The organism is Chlorogloeopsis sp. ULAP02 (genome assembly GCF_038404745.2).
Lineage (GTDB): Bacteria > Cyanobacteriota > Cyanobacteriia > Cyanobacteriales > Nostocaceae > Chlorogloeopsis.
The window spans coordinates 30,548-49,423 of sequence record NZ_JAYKTT020000074.1; the positions used below are offsets into that span (position 1 = coordinate 30,548).

Below are 18,876 nucleotides of genomic sequence, written 5' to 3' on the forward strand. Positions count from 1 at the left end.
AGATATTGGCACATTCGGAAGAAATAAGGCAGGAAGAAATTAGGACGCAGGGAGATGGGGCAATTGTCCACAACGCTCGTCATGAAAATATTTATTTCTCCCAACCCTGTCTCCTTTTAAGCGATCGCCCAAAAGACAACTTCAATTAACTCTCCTTAGTTGCTTGCCTTGATTTCTGATCCAGACGAATAGCTTGCTCTAGAGCTAATTTTTCTTTAGCTCTACGAGCGTAGGGTTGTAATTTAGTCAAATTCCAGCCAGTAATAATACTCATATCTTCTAAATTCATTCCCTTCATCAACATTTCTGTACACCACGTCTGTTGAGCTTGCTCAATGACAGGCTGTTGTCCTTCTGGTGTCAATAATCCCTCTGTTAATATCTGCCAGCGCTCCTGTATTTCTGCTTCTGATATTGGCATTCCACTATCGTTGAGAAATAATGCCGAATGTTTATCTTTACGACTTTTTAGCCACTGATTTAATGGATTGCGAGTATGGGAGCCATATCGCTTACCCAAAATCCACTGATTAATCGGAACTTGTCGAATCGAGCCTTGAGTAATTTGCAATAGGTGCTGATTAGGATCGAGGATCTGGTGCGATCGCTCTAAATTAACAATTTCTGTAGTTGATAAACCTGCTCCAAATAAAACATACATTAGAGCATAATCTCGCAGCCCCGATTTCTTCGCTCGTTGCAAAATCAAATGGACTAAATTTGCTGGTAAATCTATTACCTTCTCTGTAGCAATAGACTCATATTGTCTTGAACTTGTAGAGTTTGTGGCACTGGGTAAAAACAACGCTACTAAGTTTTCCAAAAACTCATCTCTGTCACGCCAAAGTTCGTGGAATTCACTAGTAAACTGAATCACGGCATACCCCAATAACAGACTATTGAGTAAACTTGCTAACTTCTCGACTGGTAAATTGGTGTATAACTGCTCACGCTCTCTGACTGTTGCTAAATATTCAGCAACAGAATGATTGGCTTGATTCAAACTTCGTCCTAATGCTTGACGGTTTTCTACTGGATACTTTCCTGCCTCACCAACTAAAGAACGCACTAGATCTGGAACTGTTTCTAAAGCCTGTAAACGGCGATCACAATAATCTTTCAGAGCTTGGTAGGCACTGGTAGTTTGACTTGCTTGCATTTTCAAGGATTCACCCAACTCTTGAAACACTGGCGATTCGGAAATTACCGCCAAAAGCAATCCGTACTTATTGCCAAAATGTCGGAATAACGTCACTTCATTAACTTGTGCTAATTCTGCAACTGCTTTTGTTGTCGTCTCGGTGATTCCTTGTACAGCAAATAACGACATCGCTGCATTAATCAGTCGCTGTCGAGTTGAAATTATTTGACCAGACATAAGTTAAAAATGTAAGTGACACTTGCAATTTAAATTTTTCTTTGTTAAGCTCAAGAATGTAAGTGACACTTGCATACTTTATCAAACAGAAGCCAGAATCTTCTGAATTCTTCTTTAAAAATATCCCTCACGCTCTTGTTCTGAATTCTTCTTCAATCCTACTTTAGCTGTCTTTAACCCTCCTGTTCCTTTTTCATTACAGTACTCGCATTCAAGGAAATATTTATGAACACGCACTCAACTGCGGCTGTTGATAGGCAACCGCTAACTTTAAGCTGGACGAATGTGGCATTTTTTGGTACATTTCACGCCTTAGCAATGCTTGCTCCCTGGTGTTTTTCTTGGTCTGCATTGGGAGTTACTATATTTCTGCACTGGTTATTTGGCAGTATTGGGATTTGTTTAGGGTATCACCGACTTCTAACTCACCGAAGTTTACAGGTGCCAAAGTGGTTAGAATATGCGATCGCAACTTTGGGTGCTCTTGCTATGCAAGGAGGGCCAATTTTTTGGGTAGCAGGACATCGGATGCATCACATTCATACAGAAGACAAAGACAAAGATCCCTACTCTTCAGAGCGTGGTTTTTGGTGGAGTCATATGCTGTGGATTTTTTACCCACGCCCAGACTTATTTAGTTACGAAATTTACAAAAAATTTGCTCCCGATTTAGAGCGTGAACCTTTCTATCGATGGTTGGATCGCTACTTCTTGCTGCTGCAAATCCCTGTTGTGATCCTACTGTATGCTTTGGGCGGATGGTCTTTTGTGATCTATGGTGTCTTTCTGAGGGCAGTACTACTTTGGCAAACTACTTGGCTAATTAACTCTGCAACTCACCTGCGCGGCGATCGTCGTTTTAACGTGAAAGACAATTCTCGCAATCTTTGGTGGGCAGCACTTCTAACTTATGGAGAAGGTTGGCACAACAATCATCATGCTTACCCAAATGTAGCCAAAGCCGGATTAAGTTGGTGGGAAGTGGATATGACTTGGTGGGCAATTAAAATCTTACAGGCTATGGGGTTAGCGAAGAAAGTTAATATTGGTGGTTAGGGGGAACTAACAACTACTTTCCACAAAGTTAATTCACATCTTGCACGCCTATGGGAGAACCACCAGGCGGCAGCCCACAAACTCTCGTTACTAGGTTGAACCTGGTAACGAGAACTGGAGCAAGATATTCAGTTAAGAAATATTGCAATCAGGGACAAGTAGATTCAAGGCTAATAACATTAACCTTGAAGGCTAATGTTATTAGCTAAAGGAGGTAGTCCTCAATGATTCCAAATTTTGAACTTAAAACAATTCGAGTCAACACCGAAACACTGGCTTACGAAATAGCAGGTGATGGAGCGCTGATTCTTTGCTTGCCGGGAGTGGGTGACTTGCGTCAAGAGTACGATCGCCTCGCACCTCAATTAGTAAAAGCAGGCTTTCGAGTGATGGTTGCAGATCTACGCGGACATGGTGATACTTCAGTAGGGTGGCAATCATTTGATGTCCCAGCACTGGCAAGTGACATCGAACGGTTGCTTGATGCTGAAAAAATAGAGAAAGCATTGTTAATTGGTTGCTCCATTTCCGGTGCCAGTACTGCATATTTTGCTGCTCAACATCCAGAGCGAGTGGCAGGGGTAGTGGGAATTTGCCCAATCCGTCGTGTACCGTTTACCGGTTTAAAAGCAATCCTTATGCCCTGGATTTTGTCAGGGATGTTTGCAAAACCTTGGGGTGTCGAAGTATGGGGAATGTATTATCACTCACTTTACCCCAGCTTTCCGCCTGATGATTTAGATACTTACATTGCTACCTTAAAAACAAAGCTACGCGAATCAGGGCGCTTTGCTGCCTTCAAATCAATGCTGTTGACTGGGCGCGATTCTGCTCATCTCAAAACAATCAGTGTACCAGTTCTCGACTTTATTGGTATGGCAGATCCTGATTATGAAGATCCACAATCCGAGGCAGATTGGTTAACATCTACAATCCCGCAGGCTGAAGTTCATCTACTGGAAGGTTTGGGACACTATCCTCATAGAGAACAACCAGAGCGCATTTTGCCCCGTTTACTCCAGTTTGCCCATCAAACCCTGCGTTCGGATTCACCTTCTCTAACAGGTTCATCATGAGTCCAGCTCGTGCTAAAACATCCTATTCAGAAATCATCCGCACAGCACAGCACTTGCTCGAAACTCAAGGATTAGAAAACCTGTCAATGCAAACGCTAGCAAATGCTTTGGGAGTTCGTGCACCCTCGCTATACAAGCACGTGGAAAACAAATCGCAGCTCGTGCGTGCCGTTTTAGAACACCTACTAGCTGAACTAGGTGAAACTTTGGCAAACGCAGTGCAGGGAAATAATCTCAGTGCCGATTTACGAGCGATGGCGATCGCTTACCGAGCATTTGCCCATCAGCATTCTACCCTCTATCCGTTACTCTACTCTAACCTTTCATCAGAGATGCAGCCTGATGTTGGAGTAAGTGCAGTAGCTGTTGCACCTTTGTTGAAAACGGTAGAACAGTGGGTGAGCAAAGAAAAATCCTTGAGTGCTGCTCGCATCGTAGTCGCTTTTACTCATGGCTTTGTGGATATGGAACTGATCGGAGCGTTCCGATTGGGTGGAAATGTGGAGGAAGCATTTGAACTCGGCATTGAAAGCTTGATTCAAGTTCTAAAGGAACTTAGCTGAAACAGTAAGAATCCTCACGCCTACCGAGTGTAAAACAATCAATGATGTTGAGAACGATCTGAATTTTGTGAGGCAATCGTCTGCGTTGGACGATAGTTAATTGACTGTTGCCTAAAGAAGACAAGTCTGATTAAAATCGCAAATGCAAACGTAGCTAACAAAACAATTAAGGTAGCTATAGTCTTGCTTCCTTTTGCTTAAGTATTAGCAGCCGCAGTAGTACACTCACAAAAGTGATCGCTCCTTCAAGCCCTTATACCTGAGTGTTTCCTATCTCTTATCTCAACTACCTCCCCAACTTATTCGGAATGCCTTCACAACCACCGGGAATTGTACCTCTGGTTTTTTCGCCACACCAAGCGCAGCAGTAATAACGGTTAGCATCCGACATCCGCTGGACGTTACTAAAGTTTGCATCTTCTACTACAGCACCAGTGTGTTCGCCTGTTTTGTAGTTAGGTGGGTAATTGCGACTGCGAGGTGAGGCTGTTTCTGGAGTTCCATAAAATAAGATGATACTGTTAAGGTCAGCACCGCTGAAATTAGCCTCATATAAAATGGTACGAGAGAGGTTAGCCTTGACTAAGTCACAATTACTGAGATTTGCACGAACAAGATTAGCTTCACTCAAGTCTGTCCATCGCAAATCTGTGTCAGAAAGATCTGCACCTGCCAGCATTACTCCCAAATCAATGACGCGGACACCATAGACACGATCTTCACAATAACCACCAATCCCATCAAGAATAGCTCGACCAAGTAGGCGATCGCGCTTTAGAGGTGTGAGCAATTTGGAACGGGAAAGAAAGCGGAGTATTTTCGCTTTACCACTGCCATCTACACTACTCAAAATCGCCGCTGTACGACCTTCTGCTAGTAGCCTTTCTTGAGGCCAATCTTCGAGTAATCCTTCTTCATCCAATACTAAGTCGGAAATGCCTTGAAAATAAGAATCAATTGTCTGCTGCTGGGTAATTAAATTTTGTTGGACTGTAAGCAAGTTTTGCTGAATTGTCAAGTCCTTGGAAATAACATACTGTCGCCAGGCAATGTAAACAGCAATGATGGCGATGAGAATTTGCCCCAAAGCACCAAACCATTCTGCTAGTGTTCCGAAAGCTTCCCAGTTAATTCCGCGTCCAATTGCCAGCAGGCGATCGCCTACGCCAGTAAATCTCACAAAGCCGATGATTGCTGCTAATACTCCTAAAAATGCAACTACCAACGCTCGCTCTTGAGGAGCAAACCACTCGTCTGCAACTTCTTGCCACCAAGGTAAAATTATTGCCAAAGATATTATTAAGGCGATTATTGTTCCGACAATGCCGACAATCCAGTTATTGATGGCAATTCCTGTAAAAGTAATAGCGATCGCTACTAGGATTAGCAACAATGCTCTAGGTTTAACGCTCACAGCTGGACTAAAACGATGCTTCACGTGAGAACGTGTTTGCTGTAAAGCGGCAGTGTTTTGTGGAGATTGCAGTGAGCTAATTGTGGCTAAGGCTTGCTGTGCAGCCAGTTCATTAGGAGTTAAACCATTAACAGGCGTCTCCTCAAAGTCATCGGGTTGTAAGTCCTGTTGGGGAACAGATTCTTGGTTCGGAACTTGGGAAGAATTGGAATCAATTGACATGATTATATTTTGGCACCAGCATTCTCTAATCGACAGCTGTTTTAACTTAGCTGTCACAAATTAGAAGCAGTAACTTTATAGCGAGTTGCAGGAGTAAAAGACACCCAGAGGGCAACTTCTTGCCGAGCAGAGTCGAAAACACCCTACTAATTTTTACCTCAAATTGCTGATTCAATACACAGTTTTGACAAAAAAGAGCTAATACTAAATTAAATATTATTTATTAAATACGAGGATTCTTTTTATTTAAGTTATATACTTTATCAACATAATAAAGCCAGTATATTTGCTATGTTTTTATAAAAATTACCTTCTAAAAAAGCTAACAAGTAACAAGTAGACATTTTTCAAAATAAAATAATGTGATAAAATTATGCGAATATTTTTATCCTGCCAAAGATATTGATAGATGACTACCATGATGAAGCGAAATTAATTGATAAAAAAGTGAATATTGTTTTACAATACTTAAAACTAAGTCTTATAAGTATGAGAGGGTAAGTTTAGTCAAGCATGATCTGTTGGCGTTGGTTTTTTGCCTCTAGCTGCATTACTTTATTGATTTCAGGCTGCGGTGACTTAGCAAACTCAGCTGATAAAGATAGCAAGCAAGCCCTACAAGAAATCAATGTGGCTCAGTTCATCTCAGAAGCGCAAACTGCAAAAGAAGCAGAGTATTTTTACAACGAAGGCAATAATCTCTTAAATTCTCATCGCCACGCTGAAGCTATATTAACTTTTGATAAAGCGCTAGCTATTAAACCTCAACTTGCAGAAGCTTGGATTAATCGAGGTAATGCCTTAACAGCTTTGGAACGCTATCTAGAAGCAATCGCCTCCTACGACAAAGCGATCGCCATCAAACCTAATAGAGATGAAGCTTGGTATAACCGGGGCAATATCCTAAGTAAATTGCAACGCTACGAAGAAGCTATTACCTCATACGACAAAGCGATCGCTCTCAAGCCTGACAAGTATGAAGCTTGGATTAACCGAGGAATTGCACTGACAAAGTTGCAGCGCTACCAAGAAGCGATCACCTCATATGACAAAGCGATCGCGATTAAACCCAATAAAGATTTGGCATACTACAATAAAGCTTGTACGTATGCCTTACAGAATAACGTAGAGTTAGCAATTGAAAACTTGCACGAGGCAATCAAGCTAGTTCCTAACAAGTACGAAAAATTAGCAAAAACAGATCCAGACTTTAACAAAGTTCGTGGCGAAAAGCGCTTTCGAGAATTAATTCAGTAAAATACGTCAGAATCTAGAATTCTTTACTATTCCTTTCCCACTTGAAGAATACCTGATCGAAAACGAATTACATAGATGCCCAGATGCGGAGGGGCTACTCTTGCTTATCCACTACTTTACGAGAAGCCCATCCACGTATCACGTATCTACTGACAAAGTAGAACACATTAAGATGCCCTTGCGGGCGTCTACTTACCCTAAGGGAAGCCACTTTGTGTCTACCAAAGAAATAGGTAATCTTGTAGCAGGAAGGGAATAATTATGATGGATTGTTTTATCTTCTGATTAAGAGATGAGTATCAAAAAATATAAATAATACAACGTAATAAAGTTATATTTACCGCTAATATATCTAGTAATCATAGAAGTTTTTTGCCTTGAAATCCTGAAATTCAGATATGCAAAAACTCTTAATCACTGGAGTTAGCGGATTTTTAGGTTGGCATCTTTGTCAACTAGCAAAGCAAAATTGGGAAGTTTATGGAACATATTTTTCTCATCCTATAGAAATTCCTAATGTAAGTATGCTGAAAGTTAACTTGACTAACTTTCAAGAACTTAAACAAATATTTAGTAAAATTCAGCCACAAGCAGTAATTCATACAGCCGCTCTCTCACAACCGAATTATTGTCAAAGTTATCCTCAAGAATCCCACGCGATTAATGTTACGGCTTCTTGTAATATTGCAGGATTGTGTGCAGACTATTTAATTCCTTGTGTTTTTACTTCTACTGACTTAGTTTTTGATGGCTTAAATGCTCCCTATAAAGAAACAGATCTCGTATCACCTGTTAACTTGTATGGTGAACAAAAAGTCATAGCTGAACAGGAAATGTTAGTACGTTATCCCAGAACTGCTGTGTGTCGAATGCCCTTAATGTTTGGCGCAGCAACACCCACCGCCACTAGCTTTATGCAACCATTCATACAAACTCTGCAACAAGGAAAAGAATTAAATTTATTTATAGATGAATTTCGTACACCTGTCAGTGGTATAACTGCGGCGAAAGGGCTATTATTAGCATTAGAAAAAGTGAACGGACTGATTCATTTAGGAGGAAAAGAAAGAATTTCCCGCTATGATTTTGGACGTTTACTAGTTGAAGTATTTCAGCTTCCCTCAGCTGGACTAAAAGCTGGTTATCAAAAAGATGTAAAAATGGCTGCTCCAAGACCGAGTGATGTTTCTTTAGATAGCTCTAAAGCTTTTGGATTAGGTTATCAACCTTTGTCGTTACAGCAAGAATTAGAAGTAATAGCTAAAAGCCAATCGCAGCAATAATTGAATTCTATGAAAAATACATATTAAAAATATATAAATATCACATAGTTATTGCTATTGAGAATATTAAAAATTGAATAAAAATAAATATTTATCTGATGCGATCGCATTTAATTAATTTATACGGTTTTAGTTTGACTGATATCTTATACCATCTCATAAAACAAGCTAGAAGCTCTAGCTCTCATTGCTAGATTGAACCTAACAAGGGTTATATTAACTAGCTGTAATAGCTTGATAAAATCTCAAATCAGTTTGTTTGTGATTCTCTTACCGCCGCTCCTATAAAAGACACTCCTAAACTGAACAGTATTGTATCTAGTTCTAAATAATTTGTTTCAAGCATATTTCAGACTTCTTATATAAAACTTATATAAGTTAAGAATCTATAAGTTTATAATGTTTGTATATCTACAATATAGCTAAAATCTAGCAATTTCATTTGAGTAAAACACACTAATTTTTAATTATTTTTACTCTAACTTATGATTTAAAACTTTTAATAGTATTTGATTCAAATAAGAATTAATTAAATTATTCTATTTATAGAAATTATTCCTTTTGGTAGTTAAAAGGATAAAAGTTAAATTGTATTATTCTGAAGGATTTTCCCAAGTAATAAAGCTTCATTTCTAAGCAGTTTTGGCTTGTCAAATCATGATGAGTCTAATATCTTGCTATAGCAGTTTATTTTTTTAAGTCTAACCGTTTTCATTTTTCCTGGAGTAAAGCAACTATGGGTTGGTTAAAAAGACTTTTTGGACAAGAAAAACCTAAACAAGCACAAGTAAATCCTAGTCCAGCTCAATCTACAACTGAATCTATTCCTCCAGAACGCATGGGATTAAATGGAGAATATGACCAAAGTGGATTAGCAAAGCGAGTTGCTTTAGCATTTGATGAAGATTCCTCTTTAACTGATATTGACACTTTATACGTTGCTCAAACAGGCAGTACTGTAGTCTTAAAAGGAAAAGTTTCTAGCCAACAAATTTTGTCTCAAATGGTTTCTGTTGCTCAGAAAGTTAATGGTGCAACAGCTGTTGATACTAACCAAGTCACAATTGGCTAAAACATTTTTTAGCTTTATATGCATAGCTGATGACAGCGCAATTTTCTCAACCAAGCCTAAATGCACTCTCTTATGGTTAAGGCGAAGAAGAGATTTGAGATGAACATCATATATCCAAAGGGAAAAAAAGCCTCGTACCCAGTATCACTATTACTGACAGGATTACTAACGCTCCCACTTTTGACTAGTTGTGGTAGCTCGCGAACTGCACCACCACCTCCTATTGAGGATACACGTGGCGGCAGAGTTTCTCCTCCTCCCGTTCAACGGTCTCAAACCAAGAAGGGACTGTCGAATAGTCAGAAAGTGGCTATTTTGGCTGGGGCTGCTGCATTGTACTACCTGTACAACAAACATAAAAATTCCCAAAAGCAGGGGGCGCAAGGAAAGTACTATCTGTCGAAAAATGGGCGCGTATATTACCGTGATGCCCAAGGGCGAGCACACTGGGTAACGCCACCCCCAGAGGGAATTCGAGTACCGGAAGCCGAAGCACGGCAATATCGTGATTTTCAGGGCTATAACGGAAGACCTACAGGTCGTGACTTAACTGACTTGCAGCCAGGCTCATCGCTGTAAAAGAACAAGTGCAGTAATTTTTAATTCAATTTGATTCAAGGAGGTTTGCATGAACTTTTTACAAACCATACTTGGTGGTGGTCAAGTACCTGACAATGACTATCACGATTTTATTCGTCGATATGAGCAGGGATTGCCTTATGAAGGATACTCAGATGAGGAAGTTCTCAGCCGCTATCAGCAAGTATCCCAAGAATTACCTGACCACATCTATCAAGAGTCTGCACAAGAGGCTTTTAATCGTATGTCACCGCAAGAGCGGATGCAGTTGGGTCAGTATCTTCGAGAGCAGACGCGGCAGCAGAATATTGACTTTATTGACCAAGATCAAGATGGAGTGGATGACCGATTGCAGGATTCCAATTATCTTGCCAGAGCAACAGGTCGTCTTCACCAACAACAACCAGATCTACTTGGTTCTATGAGTGGTGGTAATGCCTTTAATCCTCTATTAAAGGGAGCAATGGCTGGTATCGCCGCTCTGGCTGTTAAGAAGTTGATGGAAGGAGGTAGATCCCAAGGGCAGTATGGTAACATCCGCCCAGCTAGTGAAGATCCCTATGGTGATCCAGCAGATTATGGACAGTATGGCAACATCCGCCCAGCTAGTGAAGATCCCTACGGTGATCCAGCAGATTACGGACAGTATGGCAACATCAGTCCAGCTAGTGAAGATCCCTACGGTGATCCGGCTGATTCACAAAGGCGTTGGTAACGTAAACAGCAATCTAGGGCATTCATTTTAGATGCGGTAGTGAACTTTTAGCAAAGGTAAGGTTGCAATAGTAATTGCATTGTCAAATCTTCGCATAACTATTTTTCTGTTTTTATACCTAGCAACTGTTTCGTCTGATTAAATTCAGAGTAAAAAACATGAAAACTTGGAAATCTTCTATCAAGGTATCAAGTTCCATAGCGTTCATTTTGACAGCTATGGCTTCGTTGACCTCCTCCCCAACTCATGCACAATCCAAACTTCCTGCAAATATAGCTATTCGTGCTCAAGATGCATGTGTAGATCAAGCCAGAGCTAAGGGATTTAACCTTGAAAATGTTGCGAGCGTTGAATCTGCAAACGCAGATACTGTGAGAGTTGTCTTGAACTTGACTCAGAATGGACAATCATACAAGTTAACGTGCAACTATAACAAAGCTAGTGGAACGAGTGTATATGAGGATACAACCACTGCCACTGCCACTGCCACTGCCACACACCAGCCATTGATAAACCCTTGGTTATTGGGATTAGTCTTACCTCTAGTTGGACTGGGATTGCTGTGGTTATGGACAAGAGGTCGAGGTTCCGATAGATACGATCGCTACACTCGCAAAGGTCAAGATCACCGCTCTGAGGGAATCATTAAAATCAGGAGCGATCGCCTGGAAATTCATTCTGGGCCGGGTACTACTTATCGAATTACTGGCAATCTCCGCAATGGGCAGCGAGTCATTTTATCTGGTCGTTACAACAACAATTGGGCGGAACTCGCAGATGGCGGTTGGATTCCTTTGCAATACGTTGAAACAAATCCTCAATATACACACTAAATGCCCACCATTAGTCTTTACTTAGTAGGAGTAGAAAAATGGTTACAAACTACACTGCAATCGAGTTAAGTAAAATTGCTGAAGCACCCATGATGGTTGGTATAGCAGTTGCTATGGCTGATATGGGTATTGTGTCAACAGCGATCGAGGCAGCTGCGATGTCTAAAGAAATTGCTGGAGCTGCCAAGAAGTACCCTAACAATTCAATTATTCAATCTGTCTTTGCTGAAGAAGTGCTCAGAAGTAATGCCTACAAAGTCACAAAACCTGACATTAAGCCTGAGGAAATTCAATCTGGTATGGTAACAGATAAGGCAATTGCTGCTGTAAACACTGCTGTAGAGCTTGTGAATGGGAAAGCCACGCCAGAGGAAATTAGCGAATTCAAAGAATTTATTTACTCTTGTGCTGACGCAGTTGCTAATGCAGCGGGAAGTGGACTATTCGGTACTGGTAACCCCAAAGTAAGTCCCCAAGAAGCAGCCACTCTGACAAAACTCAAAGCGGTACTTAGTGTCTAAATACATAGTCTAAGTTCAGGCAAACTTATAATTTATGGTTTGCCTATTTTCTTAATTGCGAGATATTTTGCTCTATTTGAGGAGAAAAAAATGATTTCCGCCCGCTGGCTGAGGGTATTTATCCTTATGTTCTTTTGCCTGCTTTTATTTGTCACTGCTTGTGCCTCCAACCCACCATCTCGCTATTCCCAGATTCAAAAGGAAACAACTCGCAGAGGCGCACCTCCAGCTGTTATAAAAACAGCAGAACAAGGCTCTACCTTTAACAAATTTTTCCCAGGCTCAACAGGAGCTTATAATGTTATTCCTGCTCAAGAGAAAAAGGGCTTTGCTGAGTACAAAGTGAATAAAGACGGTAAGACAGTTGCCATGCTGTCAATTAGCGATACACTCAGTGTTCCTGCTGCCGCAGCCAAATACAAAAACAGCACTGAAGTACTTGCTAATTACCCGATCATCGATCAAGGAAATACAGCCACAGGACTTTTGGTAAGCGATCGCTATCAGGTAAAAGTGCTTTCTCGCGATCCATCGTTTACCAGAGATGATCGAGTTGCATGGTTGCAGAAATTCGACTTGAGAGGACTGGCAAAGCTAGAGTCTACTACTGCATCTTCAAGTGTTCCTCAATCCTCGAAAATCCCCGCAAACTCTAATTCAGCACCCAAGCTTCCCCGTGTTTTGTCTCCTCAACCAGCGACTTAGAGGTTGTTAGGTGTTGCAAAACAGAATGTTTTGACTAACTGAGTCTTCCACAATTTCAGAGCAGGAGTCCAATATGAGCAAACCGATATATGAATTGGTTGATGAGTTACCTAAGGGGGGACTAACTGTAGGGGCATTGAATTCGTTGGATTTTGTCGTTCCCGGACAGTGGAACAATCTAGTTGGCTTTGTCAATACAATTCGTGTCGTGACTGGAGAAACAGACGAAGCACTAATTCAACAAATTGGTGAACGTGCAGTTACCCTATTCAATGACAAATCCCAAGGTTATCAACGTGCTCTGTGGCTTTATGAAACTGTTGATTCTGCCTCAGGTTTTCTGGGTACAGCCGCCCTGATGAACCGAATTGGGCAAGATACGTTTTTGGGATTTCTGAAGAATCTTACCCCCAAGCCAGAGCGAGCGCAAAGTATTGATTTATGTGTCAAATTGGTGACAGAACTAGTAGCCTTTTGCCAAATTAACGGCATTCCAGGCGATAGCATTGGTGACTTCTTGGCTGCTTTAAAAGATTACAGTGGTGAATCTTTAATGCGAATGGCAGCTTTGGTTTCCTTTGACGGCTTAATTCCCTTAGGTGCAGGCTTTACAGATCAGGCATTATCTGTGTTGAAAGGAATGAGTCCCTCCGAGCTAGAACACAATCAAACCTTTAAGGGAGTCAGAGATTTAGTTCCAGGTGAGAATGCTGCTGGACAACTAGGGTTTATTACCGAAAGCTTTGAGTCTACTAAAGGTTGGATGGATAACTTTGTATCCTCCAAAGGGTTGACTCAAAGTGGAGTGGTTGATAACCTCTCAAATTTCATTCAGTTCTCAAAAGACAAATTAGATTACTTGGCAGCATTTTTGGATGTAAGTGTCAAGTACTATAGGCACACTGGTATTCAAACCCTAGCACGTCGTCTAATTGAACGAGCTGTAGCGGAAATTTAAAAGTGAACAGGAGGATACCCTGTTATAACCAGGACTTACGCAAAATTTCTCTGCAACTCTCTCTTCTTTATGTAGTTTGTGGTTTTTTCCCGTGTATCACTGCGTAAGTCCTAATAAATTGCGATCGCCTGTCTTACTAAGTAAAAACTAGAACATATTTACATTGACTCTAAGTATTTTTTTCACCCCTCTCCTTGCTAAACAGAGGGGTGGTGAGATTCTATTGCGAATAAGCCTCCATTGGCAGACAAGAACAAACAAAATTCCGATCGCCAAAGGCAGCATCAATGCGCCCAACAGCAGGCCAGAATTTGTGTTCACGCGTCCAAGGTGCAGGATAAGCAGCTTGTTGGCGAGAGTAGGGATGATTCCACTCGTCAACAATTAAGCTTTCAGCGGTGTGGGGTGCATTCTTGAGGACGTTATCTTGGATGTCTGCTTTGCCAGATTCAATCTCGGCGATTTCTTGACGAATGGCAATCATGGCATCGCAAAAACGATCCAATTCTTCTTTCGATTCGCTTTCAGTGGGTTCGACCATAATTGTACCCGCCACAGGCCAGGAAACCGTTGGTGCGTGGAAGCCATAGTCAATCAGACGCTTGGCAACATCATCAATTTCGATCCCCGCAGATTTTTTGAGCGATCGTAAATCTAAAATGCACTCATGGGCAACAAACCCATTTTTCCCCTTGTATAAAACCGGATAGTACGTCTCAAGTTGCTTGGCGATGTAGTTAGCATTAAGAATCGCTACTTTTGTCGCCTTCGTCAAACCTATCGCACCCATCATAGCGATGTACATCCAAGAAATTACCAAGATACTGGCACTACCCCAAGGTGCAGCAGAAACAGCACCAATACTTTGTTCGCCGCCCACTTTTACAACAGGGTTACCGGGAACAAAAGGCACCAGATGCTTGGCGACGCCAATTGGCCCCATACCAGGGCCACCACCACCATGAGGGATACAGAAAGTTTTATGCAAGTTCAAATGACAAACATCTGCACCAATATCCCCTGGGCGGCAAAGCCCGACTTGGGCGTTCATGTTTGCCCCATCCATGTAAACTTGTCCGCCGTGGGCATGAACAACGGCGCAAATTTCTTGAATTTGTTCTTCAAACACGCCGTGTGTTGAAGGATAAGTCACCATCAATGCAGCGAGTTCTTGGCTGTGCTTTTGTGCCTTTGCCTTGAGATCTTCTAGGTCAATATTACCTTGGTCGTCGCAGGCAACAGCTACTACCTTCATTCCACACATTACCGCACTTGCCGGGTTTGTACCGTGGGCAGATGTGGGAATTAAACAAACTTTCCGGTGTCCTTCCCCACGGCTTTCATGATACTGGCGAATAACTAAAAGCCCAGCGTACTCACCTTGAGAACCTGCATTGGGTTGCAGAGAAATTCCAGCAAATCCAGTAATTTCCGCTAACCATTCCTCTAATTGTTGGAACAGAATTTGATAACCCTGCGTTTGCGACAGGGGGGCAAAGGGATGAATCTTAGCGAATTCTGCCCAACTTACGGGTATCATTTCCGCCGTTGCATTCAACTTCATCGTACATGAACCCAAAGGAATCATCGATGTCGTCAGCGATAAGTCTTTAGTTTCTAGCCTGTGCAGGTAGCGCAACAACTCAGTTTCTGAGTGATAGCGGTTGAAGATGGGATGGGTGAGGTAGCTGCTGGTGCGCTTGAGAGAGAGATGGAGGGATGGGGAGAGGGGGAGAGGGGGGGATGATTCTTCCCCAAGGGCGAAAATTGCGAGTAGGTCTTTTAGATCTGCAATTGTCGTAGTTTCATCAAGTGAAATACCTACAGCAGTTTCATCAAAAATTCGCAGGTTAATTTTCTTTTGTTCGCAAGCTGCAAGAATATCTTTTAAACTGCCCCTTCTTAGTTCTACCCGTAAGGTATCAAAGAAATATTCGGAACTAATCTTATAACCTAGAATTTTCAGTCCTTCTGCCAAGATGACAGTTAGTTTATGGATATTCTCGGCAATAGTTTTGAGTCCATCCGGGCCGTGATAGACAGCATACATACTTGCCATCACCGCCAACAACACTTGTGCCGTACAAATATTGCTAGTTGCTTTTTCGCGGCGGATGTGCTGTTCGCGGGTTTGTAAAGCCAAACGTAATGCAGGTTTGCCTTGGGCATCTTTTGATACACCTACAATTCGTCCTGGAACTTGTCGCTTGTATTCTTCTTTGGTAGCAAAATAAGCCGCATGAGGCCCGCCATAGCCCAAAGGAATACCGAAGCGTTGAGTACTGCCGACGGCAATATCAGCCCCAAATTCACCAGGAGGTGTCAAAAGTGTCAAGCTTAGAGGATCTGCTGCTACCGTTACCAATGCCCCCACAGCATGGGCTTTTTCTACAAAAGCGCGGTAGTCGTAAATAGTGCCATCACTGGCAGGATATTGCACAATTGCTCCAAAAATCGGTTCTGAAAAATCAAATGTTTGATGATCGCCGATGATGATATTTATCTCTAAAGGCTTTGCCCGTGTTTGCAGAACATCGATAGTTTGGGGATGGCAGTCTTGGGATACAAAGTAGGTATTGGACTTATTCTTACAAAAACCATAGCTCATGCTCATAGCTTCTGCTGCTGCCGTAGCTTCATCCAACAATGAAGCATTTGCAATTTCCAAACCTGTCAGATCTATAATCATTGTTTGGAAATTCAATAGCGCTTCTAGTCGCCCTTGGGCAATTTCTGGCTGATAGGGAGTGTAAGCAGTATACCAACCAGGGTTTTCTAGGATATTGCGCCCAATGACTGGTGGGGTAATACAGTCGTAATATCCCATACCGATGTACGAGCGGAAGATGCGATTTTTTAAAGCTATTTCTTTTAACTTTGCTAGTGCTGCATACTCACTGAGTGCTGCTGGCAAATCTAATCGACGAGATAGTCGAATTGACTGCGGTACTGTTTGCTCAATCAGGGCATCTAAGGAAGAAAACCCCATATCCGCAAGCATTTGCTGGATCTCGTCGCCATTCGGCCCAATATGTCGTTGCTGAAAATCACTTGACTTTTGATTGTCTTCGCCCGGCGTCTTGCGATCGCCTGACTGAGGACAAGGAGCGGATACTACCACAAATAGTTTCTCCAGACGTTACTATTTCATATTTTGCAATAAGTATATTTGAGGCGTGGAGCAAAACTCTCAGTTTCTGTAAAATTAATAAAATTTTTTTGGGACATTGGTAGGAGCGGGTTTTGCTGATTATATGAACGGTTAAAACAGACAATTTATCTTCCAAACCCGCCCGTACAGTGGTTAGTGGTTGGGGGTTAGTGGTTAATTTTTTATTGCTCCCACGCCCCCACTCTCCTCATCCCCGTGTCCCCACGTCTTTGCGTCCCCTAACTTCCCCCTCCTTCCCAACTACCCTTCTACTTGGGCGCTATACTCATCTGCGGTTAATGCATCATCAATGTCACCAGGATCGTTAACTCGCACTTTAATCAACCATCCTTCACCGTAGGGATCGTCTGCAACTTGTTCGGGAGAATCTAACAGAGGTTCGTTACGGTCTATTACAGTACCAGTAATTGGTGAGTTTAAGTCTTCTACAGCTTTTACTGATTCAACTGTGCCAAAAGTTTCTCCTTTAGTAATAGCATCACCAACTTCTGGCAATTCCAAAAATACAATATCTCCCAATTGATCGACAGCAAAGGCGGTAATGCCAATTGTGGCTATTTCCCCCTCTAACCGCACGTATTCATGGGTATCTAAGTACTTTAAATCTCCAGGATATTCCAAAGACATATTGCTTCCTCTTCCACAATGGCAAAAATCAACATGGTTAATGGTTTATAGCTAATGGCTAATGGTAAAGACATTATTAGCTGTTTGCAACACGAGCTTTTGAACGATAAAAAGGTTTTTTCACCACTACCGCTGGGTAAGTTTTACCGCGAATTTCCACTTCTAGCTGCTGACCAACAGTGGCTAGCTGGGTGGGAACATAAGCTAGAGCGATCGGATAACCAAGTGTAGGAGATAGTGTACCACTAGTAACTTCTCCTACTACAGTACCTGCTGAAAGTACTTGGTAGCCGTGACGGGCGATGTTGCGTCCTTGCATTTGCAAACCTACGAGTCGGCGCTGTACTCCAGCAGTTTTTTGCCGTTCCAATATCGGACGCCCAATAAAATCACCTTTGGTATCAAGATGCACTAGCCATCCCAAACCAGCTTCTAAAGGGGTGGTGGTGTCGTCGATATCTTGTCCGTAAAGTGCCATTGCTGCTTCTAATCGGAGGGTATCTCTGGCACCAAGCCCACAGGGGATAACACCAGCATCAACAAGACTACGCCATAACTTGACGCCTTCTTCTGGATCTAACATGACTTCAAATCCATCTTCTCCGGTGTAACCAGTACGGGCAAGGAAGGCGGTTTTGCCTAATACAGGTGCTTCGAGGTGACTGAATGCTTTAACTGGAGTTAAGTCGGCTTGCACAAAAGGCTGAAGAGATTCAACTGCTTTTGGCCCCTGGACAGCAATTAAGATTTTTCCTTTGGAAAGGTCTTGAAAATTGAACTCGTTGGCATCAAGATGCTGCAATAACCATGCTTTGTCTTTACTGGTGGTGGCAGCATTGACAATCATCACTCCCTGTTGTTCGCCAGAGGAAGTTTCGCCGTAGTAATAGAAAATAATGTCGTCAATAATACCGCCTTTTGGATTTAACAATACGGTGTATTGAGCTTGACCAGGTTGTAACCTACTCAAGTCTGAAGGAACTAGATGTTGAAGTTTTGAAATTAAGTTTTTCCCTTGGAAAGTAAATTTACCCATGTGGGAAATATCGAACATTCCTGCTGCATTTCTAACAGCCTCGTGTTCGTTAGTAATACCGCTAAATTGTACGGGCATTTCCCAACCACCAAAGCTGGTAAGTCGCGCTTTCAGTTCTTGGGCGAGGAAATATAGGGGCGTTTTATATAGGGGGAGGGCGTTCTCTTCTTGTTTAGCCACTGGTAGATTTGTTGTCGTAGAATTATCAACTTTAGTATCTTAAGGCACGCTTCTATACAAGTGCGTTAACAGGCAGAGGTTTAATAGCAAAAATTATTTGATTTCCTCCAACTATACCGAGCTAGTATGGTCTGCGAGGTCTGTCAAAGGAAACATTACTTTTATGTGTCCCTTATCTCCTAATTTATAGGGACTGGGTATTGGCTAACCAGCTACGTTGCGAGCAACC

At 42.0% G+C, this 18,876-nt stretch carries 17 protein-coding genes; 12 read left to right on the forward strand and 5 right to left on the reverse strand.

Annotation, left to right across the window (positions count from 1 at the left end):
* Positions 1–145: 145 nt before the first annotated feature.
* On the reverse strand, positions 146–1,378 hold the full coding sequence (locus U2718_RS25930; RefSeq protein ID WP_342002822.1) for a TetR family transcriptional regulator: 1,233 nt from the start codon (positions 1,376–1,378) through the stop codon (positions 146–148).
* Positions 1,379–1,603: 225 nt separating this feature from the next.
* Between U2718_RS25930 and U2718_RS25935 the strand changes: the two genes are divergently transcribed.
* The 3 genes from U2718_RS25935 to U2718_RS25945 all read left to right on the forward strand — a co-directional run bounded on the left by U2718_RS25935 (position 1,604) and on the right by U2718_RS25945 (position 4,073).
* Entirely contained in the window at positions 1,604–2,434 is an 831-nt protein-coding gene (locus U2718_RS25935; protein ID WP_342002821.1) for an acyl-CoA desaturase, read from the forward strand.
* A 224-nt stretch (positions 2,435–2,658) separates the two neighbouring features.
* Positions 2,659–3,510 carry an alpha/beta hydrolase gene (locus U2718_RS25940; protein WP_342002820.1) on the forward strand — a complete coding sequence of 284 codons (852 nt, stop codon included), beginning with the start codon at positions 2,659–2,661 and terminating at the stop codon, positions 3,508–3,510.
* Positions 3,507–4,073 carry a TetR/AcrR family transcriptional regulator gene (locus tag U2718_RS25945; protein ID WP_342002819.1) on the forward strand — a complete coding sequence of 189 codons (567 nt, stop codon included), beginning with the start codon at positions 3,507–3,509 and terminating at the stop codon, positions 4,071–4,073. The genes U2718_RS25940 and U2718_RS25945 overlap by 4 nt, the downstream gene beginning before the upstream one ends.
* Positions 4,074–4,359: 286 nt before the next feature.
* Here U2718_RS25945 and U2718_RS25950 read toward each other — a convergent pair whose 3' ends face one another.
* Complete coding sequence (locus U2718_RS25950) at positions 4,360–5,709, reverse strand: pentapeptide repeat-containing protein (RefSeq protein WP_342002818.1); 1,350 nt, start codon at positions 5,707–5,709, stop codon at positions 4,360–4,362.
* A gap of 513 nt (positions 5,710–6,222) precedes the next feature.
* Here U2718_RS25950 and U2718_RS25955 point away from each other — a divergent pair.
* The 9 genes from U2718_RS25955 to U2718_RS25995 all read left to right on the forward strand — a co-directional run bounded on the left by U2718_RS25955 (position 6,223) and on the right by U2718_RS25995 (position 13,632).
* Entirely contained in the window at positions 6,223–6,966 is a 744-nt protein-coding gene (locus U2718_RS25955; protein WP_342002817.1) for a tetratricopeptide repeat protein, read from the forward strand.
* Positions 6,967–7,364: 398 nt separating this feature from the next.
* A complete protein-coding gene (locus U2718_RS25960; protein ID WP_342002816.1) occupies positions 7,365–8,249 on the forward strand; it encodes an NAD(P)-dependent oxidoreductase in 885 nt (294 codons plus the stop codon).
* A gap of 736 nt (positions 8,250–8,985) precedes the next feature.
* Positions 8,986–9,321 (forward strand): BON domain-containing protein, encoded by a 336-nt coding sequence (locus U2718_RS25965; protein WP_342002815.1) that lies wholly within the window; start codon positions 8,986–8,988, stop codon positions 9,319–9,321.
* A gap of 99 nt (positions 9,322–9,420) precedes the next feature.
* Positions 9,421–9,900, forward strand: coding sequence for a hypothetical protein (locus tag U2718_RS25970; RefSeq protein WP_342002814.1), 480 nt, complete (start codon positions 9,421–9,423; stop codon positions 9,898–9,900).
* 49 nt (positions 9,901–9,949) lie between these two features.
* On the forward strand, positions 9,950–10,615 hold the full coding sequence (locus tag U2718_RS25975) for a hypothetical protein (RefSeq protein ID WP_342002813.1): 666 nt from the start codon (positions 9,950–9,952) through the stop codon (positions 10,613–10,615).
* Positions 10,616–10,833: 218 nt separating this feature from the next.
* The gene (locus U2718_RS25980) at positions 10,834–11,448 is read left to right on the forward strand and encodes an SH3 domain-containing protein (protein WP_411813368.1); all 615 of its coding nucleotides are present in this window, start codon (positions 10,834–10,836) and stop codon (positions 11,446–11,448) included.
* Between the two features lie 38 nt (positions 11,449–11,486).
* Complete coding sequence (locus U2718_RS25985) at positions 11,487–11,969, forward strand: hypothetical protein (RefSeq protein ID WP_342002811.1); 483 nt, start codon at positions 11,487–11,489, stop codon at positions 11,967–11,969.
* A 90-nt stretch (positions 11,970–12,059) separates the two neighbouring features.
* Positions 12,060–12,674, forward strand: coding sequence for a hypothetical protein (locus tag U2718_RS25990; RefSeq protein ID WP_342002810.1), 615 nt, complete (start codon positions 12,060–12,062; stop codon positions 12,672–12,674).
* Positions 12,675–12,747: 73 nt separating this feature from the next.
* Positions 12,748–13,632, forward strand: a complete 885-nt coding sequence (locus U2718_RS25995) for a hypothetical protein (RefSeq protein ID WP_342002809.1) — start codon at positions 12,748–12,750, stop codon at positions 13,630–13,632.
* 220 nt (positions 13,633–13,852) lie between these two features.
* On the opposite strand, the gene gcvP is transcribed toward U2718_RS25995, so the two are convergent.
* The 3 genes from gcvP to gcvT form a co-directional block, all read right to left on the reverse strand.
* On the reverse strand, positions 13,853–16,753 hold the full coding sequence (gene gcvP / locus U2718_RS26000) for an aminomethyl-transferring glycine dehydrogenase (RefSeq protein ID WP_342002808.1): 2,901 nt from the start codon (positions 16,751–16,753) through the stop codon (positions 13,853–13,855).
* Positions 16,754–17,044: 291 nt separating this feature from the next.
* Positions 17,045–17,431, reverse strand: a complete 387-nt coding sequence (gene gcvH, locus U2718_RS26005) for a glycine cleavage system protein GcvH (protein ID WP_342002807.1) — start codon at positions 17,429–17,431, stop codon at positions 17,045–17,047.
* A gap of 76 nt (positions 17,432–17,507) precedes the next feature.
* Positions 17,508–18,647 (reverse strand): glycine cleavage system aminomethyltransferase GcvT, encoded by a 1,140-nt coding sequence (gcvT, locus tag U2718_RS26010; RefSeq protein ID WP_342002806.1) that lies wholly within the window; start codon positions 18,645–18,647, stop codon positions 17,508–17,510.
* Positions 18,648–18,876 lie beyond the last annotated feature (229 nt).

Excerpts from the sequence above, each read along its gene's own strand:
- U2718_RS25955 (WP_342002817.1), top strand. The coding sequence starts at position 6,223 with ATGATCTGTTGGCGTTGGTTTTTTGCCTCTAGCTGCATTACTTTATTG.
- U2718_RS25930 (WP_342002822.1), bottom strand. The coding sequence starts at position 1,378 with ATGTCTGGTCAAATAATTTCAACTCGACAGCGACTGATTAATGCAGCG.
- U2718_RS25995 (WP_342002809.1), top strand. The coding sequence starts at position 12,748 with ATGAGCAAACCGATATATGAATTGGTTGATGAGTTACCTAAGGGGGGA.
- U2718_RS25985 (WP_342002811.1), top strand. The coding sequence starts at position 11,487 with ATGGTTACAAACTACACTGCAATCGAGTTAAGTAAAATTGCTGAAGCA.
- U2718_RS25950 (WP_342002818.1), bottom strand. The coding sequence starts at position 5,709 with ATGTCAATTGATTCCAATTCTTCCCAAGTTCCGAACCAAGAATCTGTT.
- U2718_RS25965 (WP_342002815.1), top strand. The coding sequence starts at position 8,986 with ATGGGTTGGTTAAAAAGACTTTTTGGACAAGAAAAACCTAAACAAGCA.
- gcvH (WP_342002807.1), bottom strand. The coding sequence starts at position 17,431 with ATGTCTTTGGAATATCCTGGAGATTTAAAGTACTTAGATACCCATGAA.
- U2718_RS25970 (WP_342002814.1), top strand. The coding sequence starts at position 9,421 with ATGAACATCATATATCCAAAGGGAAAAAAAGCCTCGTACCCAGTATCA.
- U2718_RS25975 (WP_342002813.1), top strand. The coding sequence starts at position 9,950 with ATGAACTTTTTACAAACCATACTTGGTGGTGGTCAAGTACCTGACAAT.
- U2718_RS25960 (WP_342002816.1), top strand. The coding sequence starts at position 7,365 with ATGCAAAAACTCTTAATCACTGGAGTTAGCGGATTTTTAGGTTGGCAT.
- U2718_RS25980 (WP_411813368.1), top strand. The coding sequence starts at position 10,834 with ATGGCTTCGTTGACCTCCTCCCCAACTCATGCACAATCCAAACTTCCT.
- U2718_RS25940 (WP_342002820.1), top strand. The coding sequence starts at position 2,659 with ATGATTCCAAATTTTGAACTTAAAACAATTCGAGTCAACACCGAAACA.
- U2718_RS25945 (WP_342002819.1), top strand. The coding sequence starts at position 3,507 with ATGAGTCCAGCTCGTGCTAAAACATCCTATTCAGAAATCATCCGCACA.
- U2718_RS25990 (WP_342002810.1), top strand. The coding sequence starts at position 12,060 with ATGATTTCCGCCCGCTGGCTGAGGGTATTTATCCTTATGTTCTTTTGC.
- U2718_RS25935 (WP_342002821.1), top strand. The coding sequence starts at position 1,604 with ATGAACACGCACTCAACTGCGGCTGTTGATAGGCAACCGCTAACTTTA.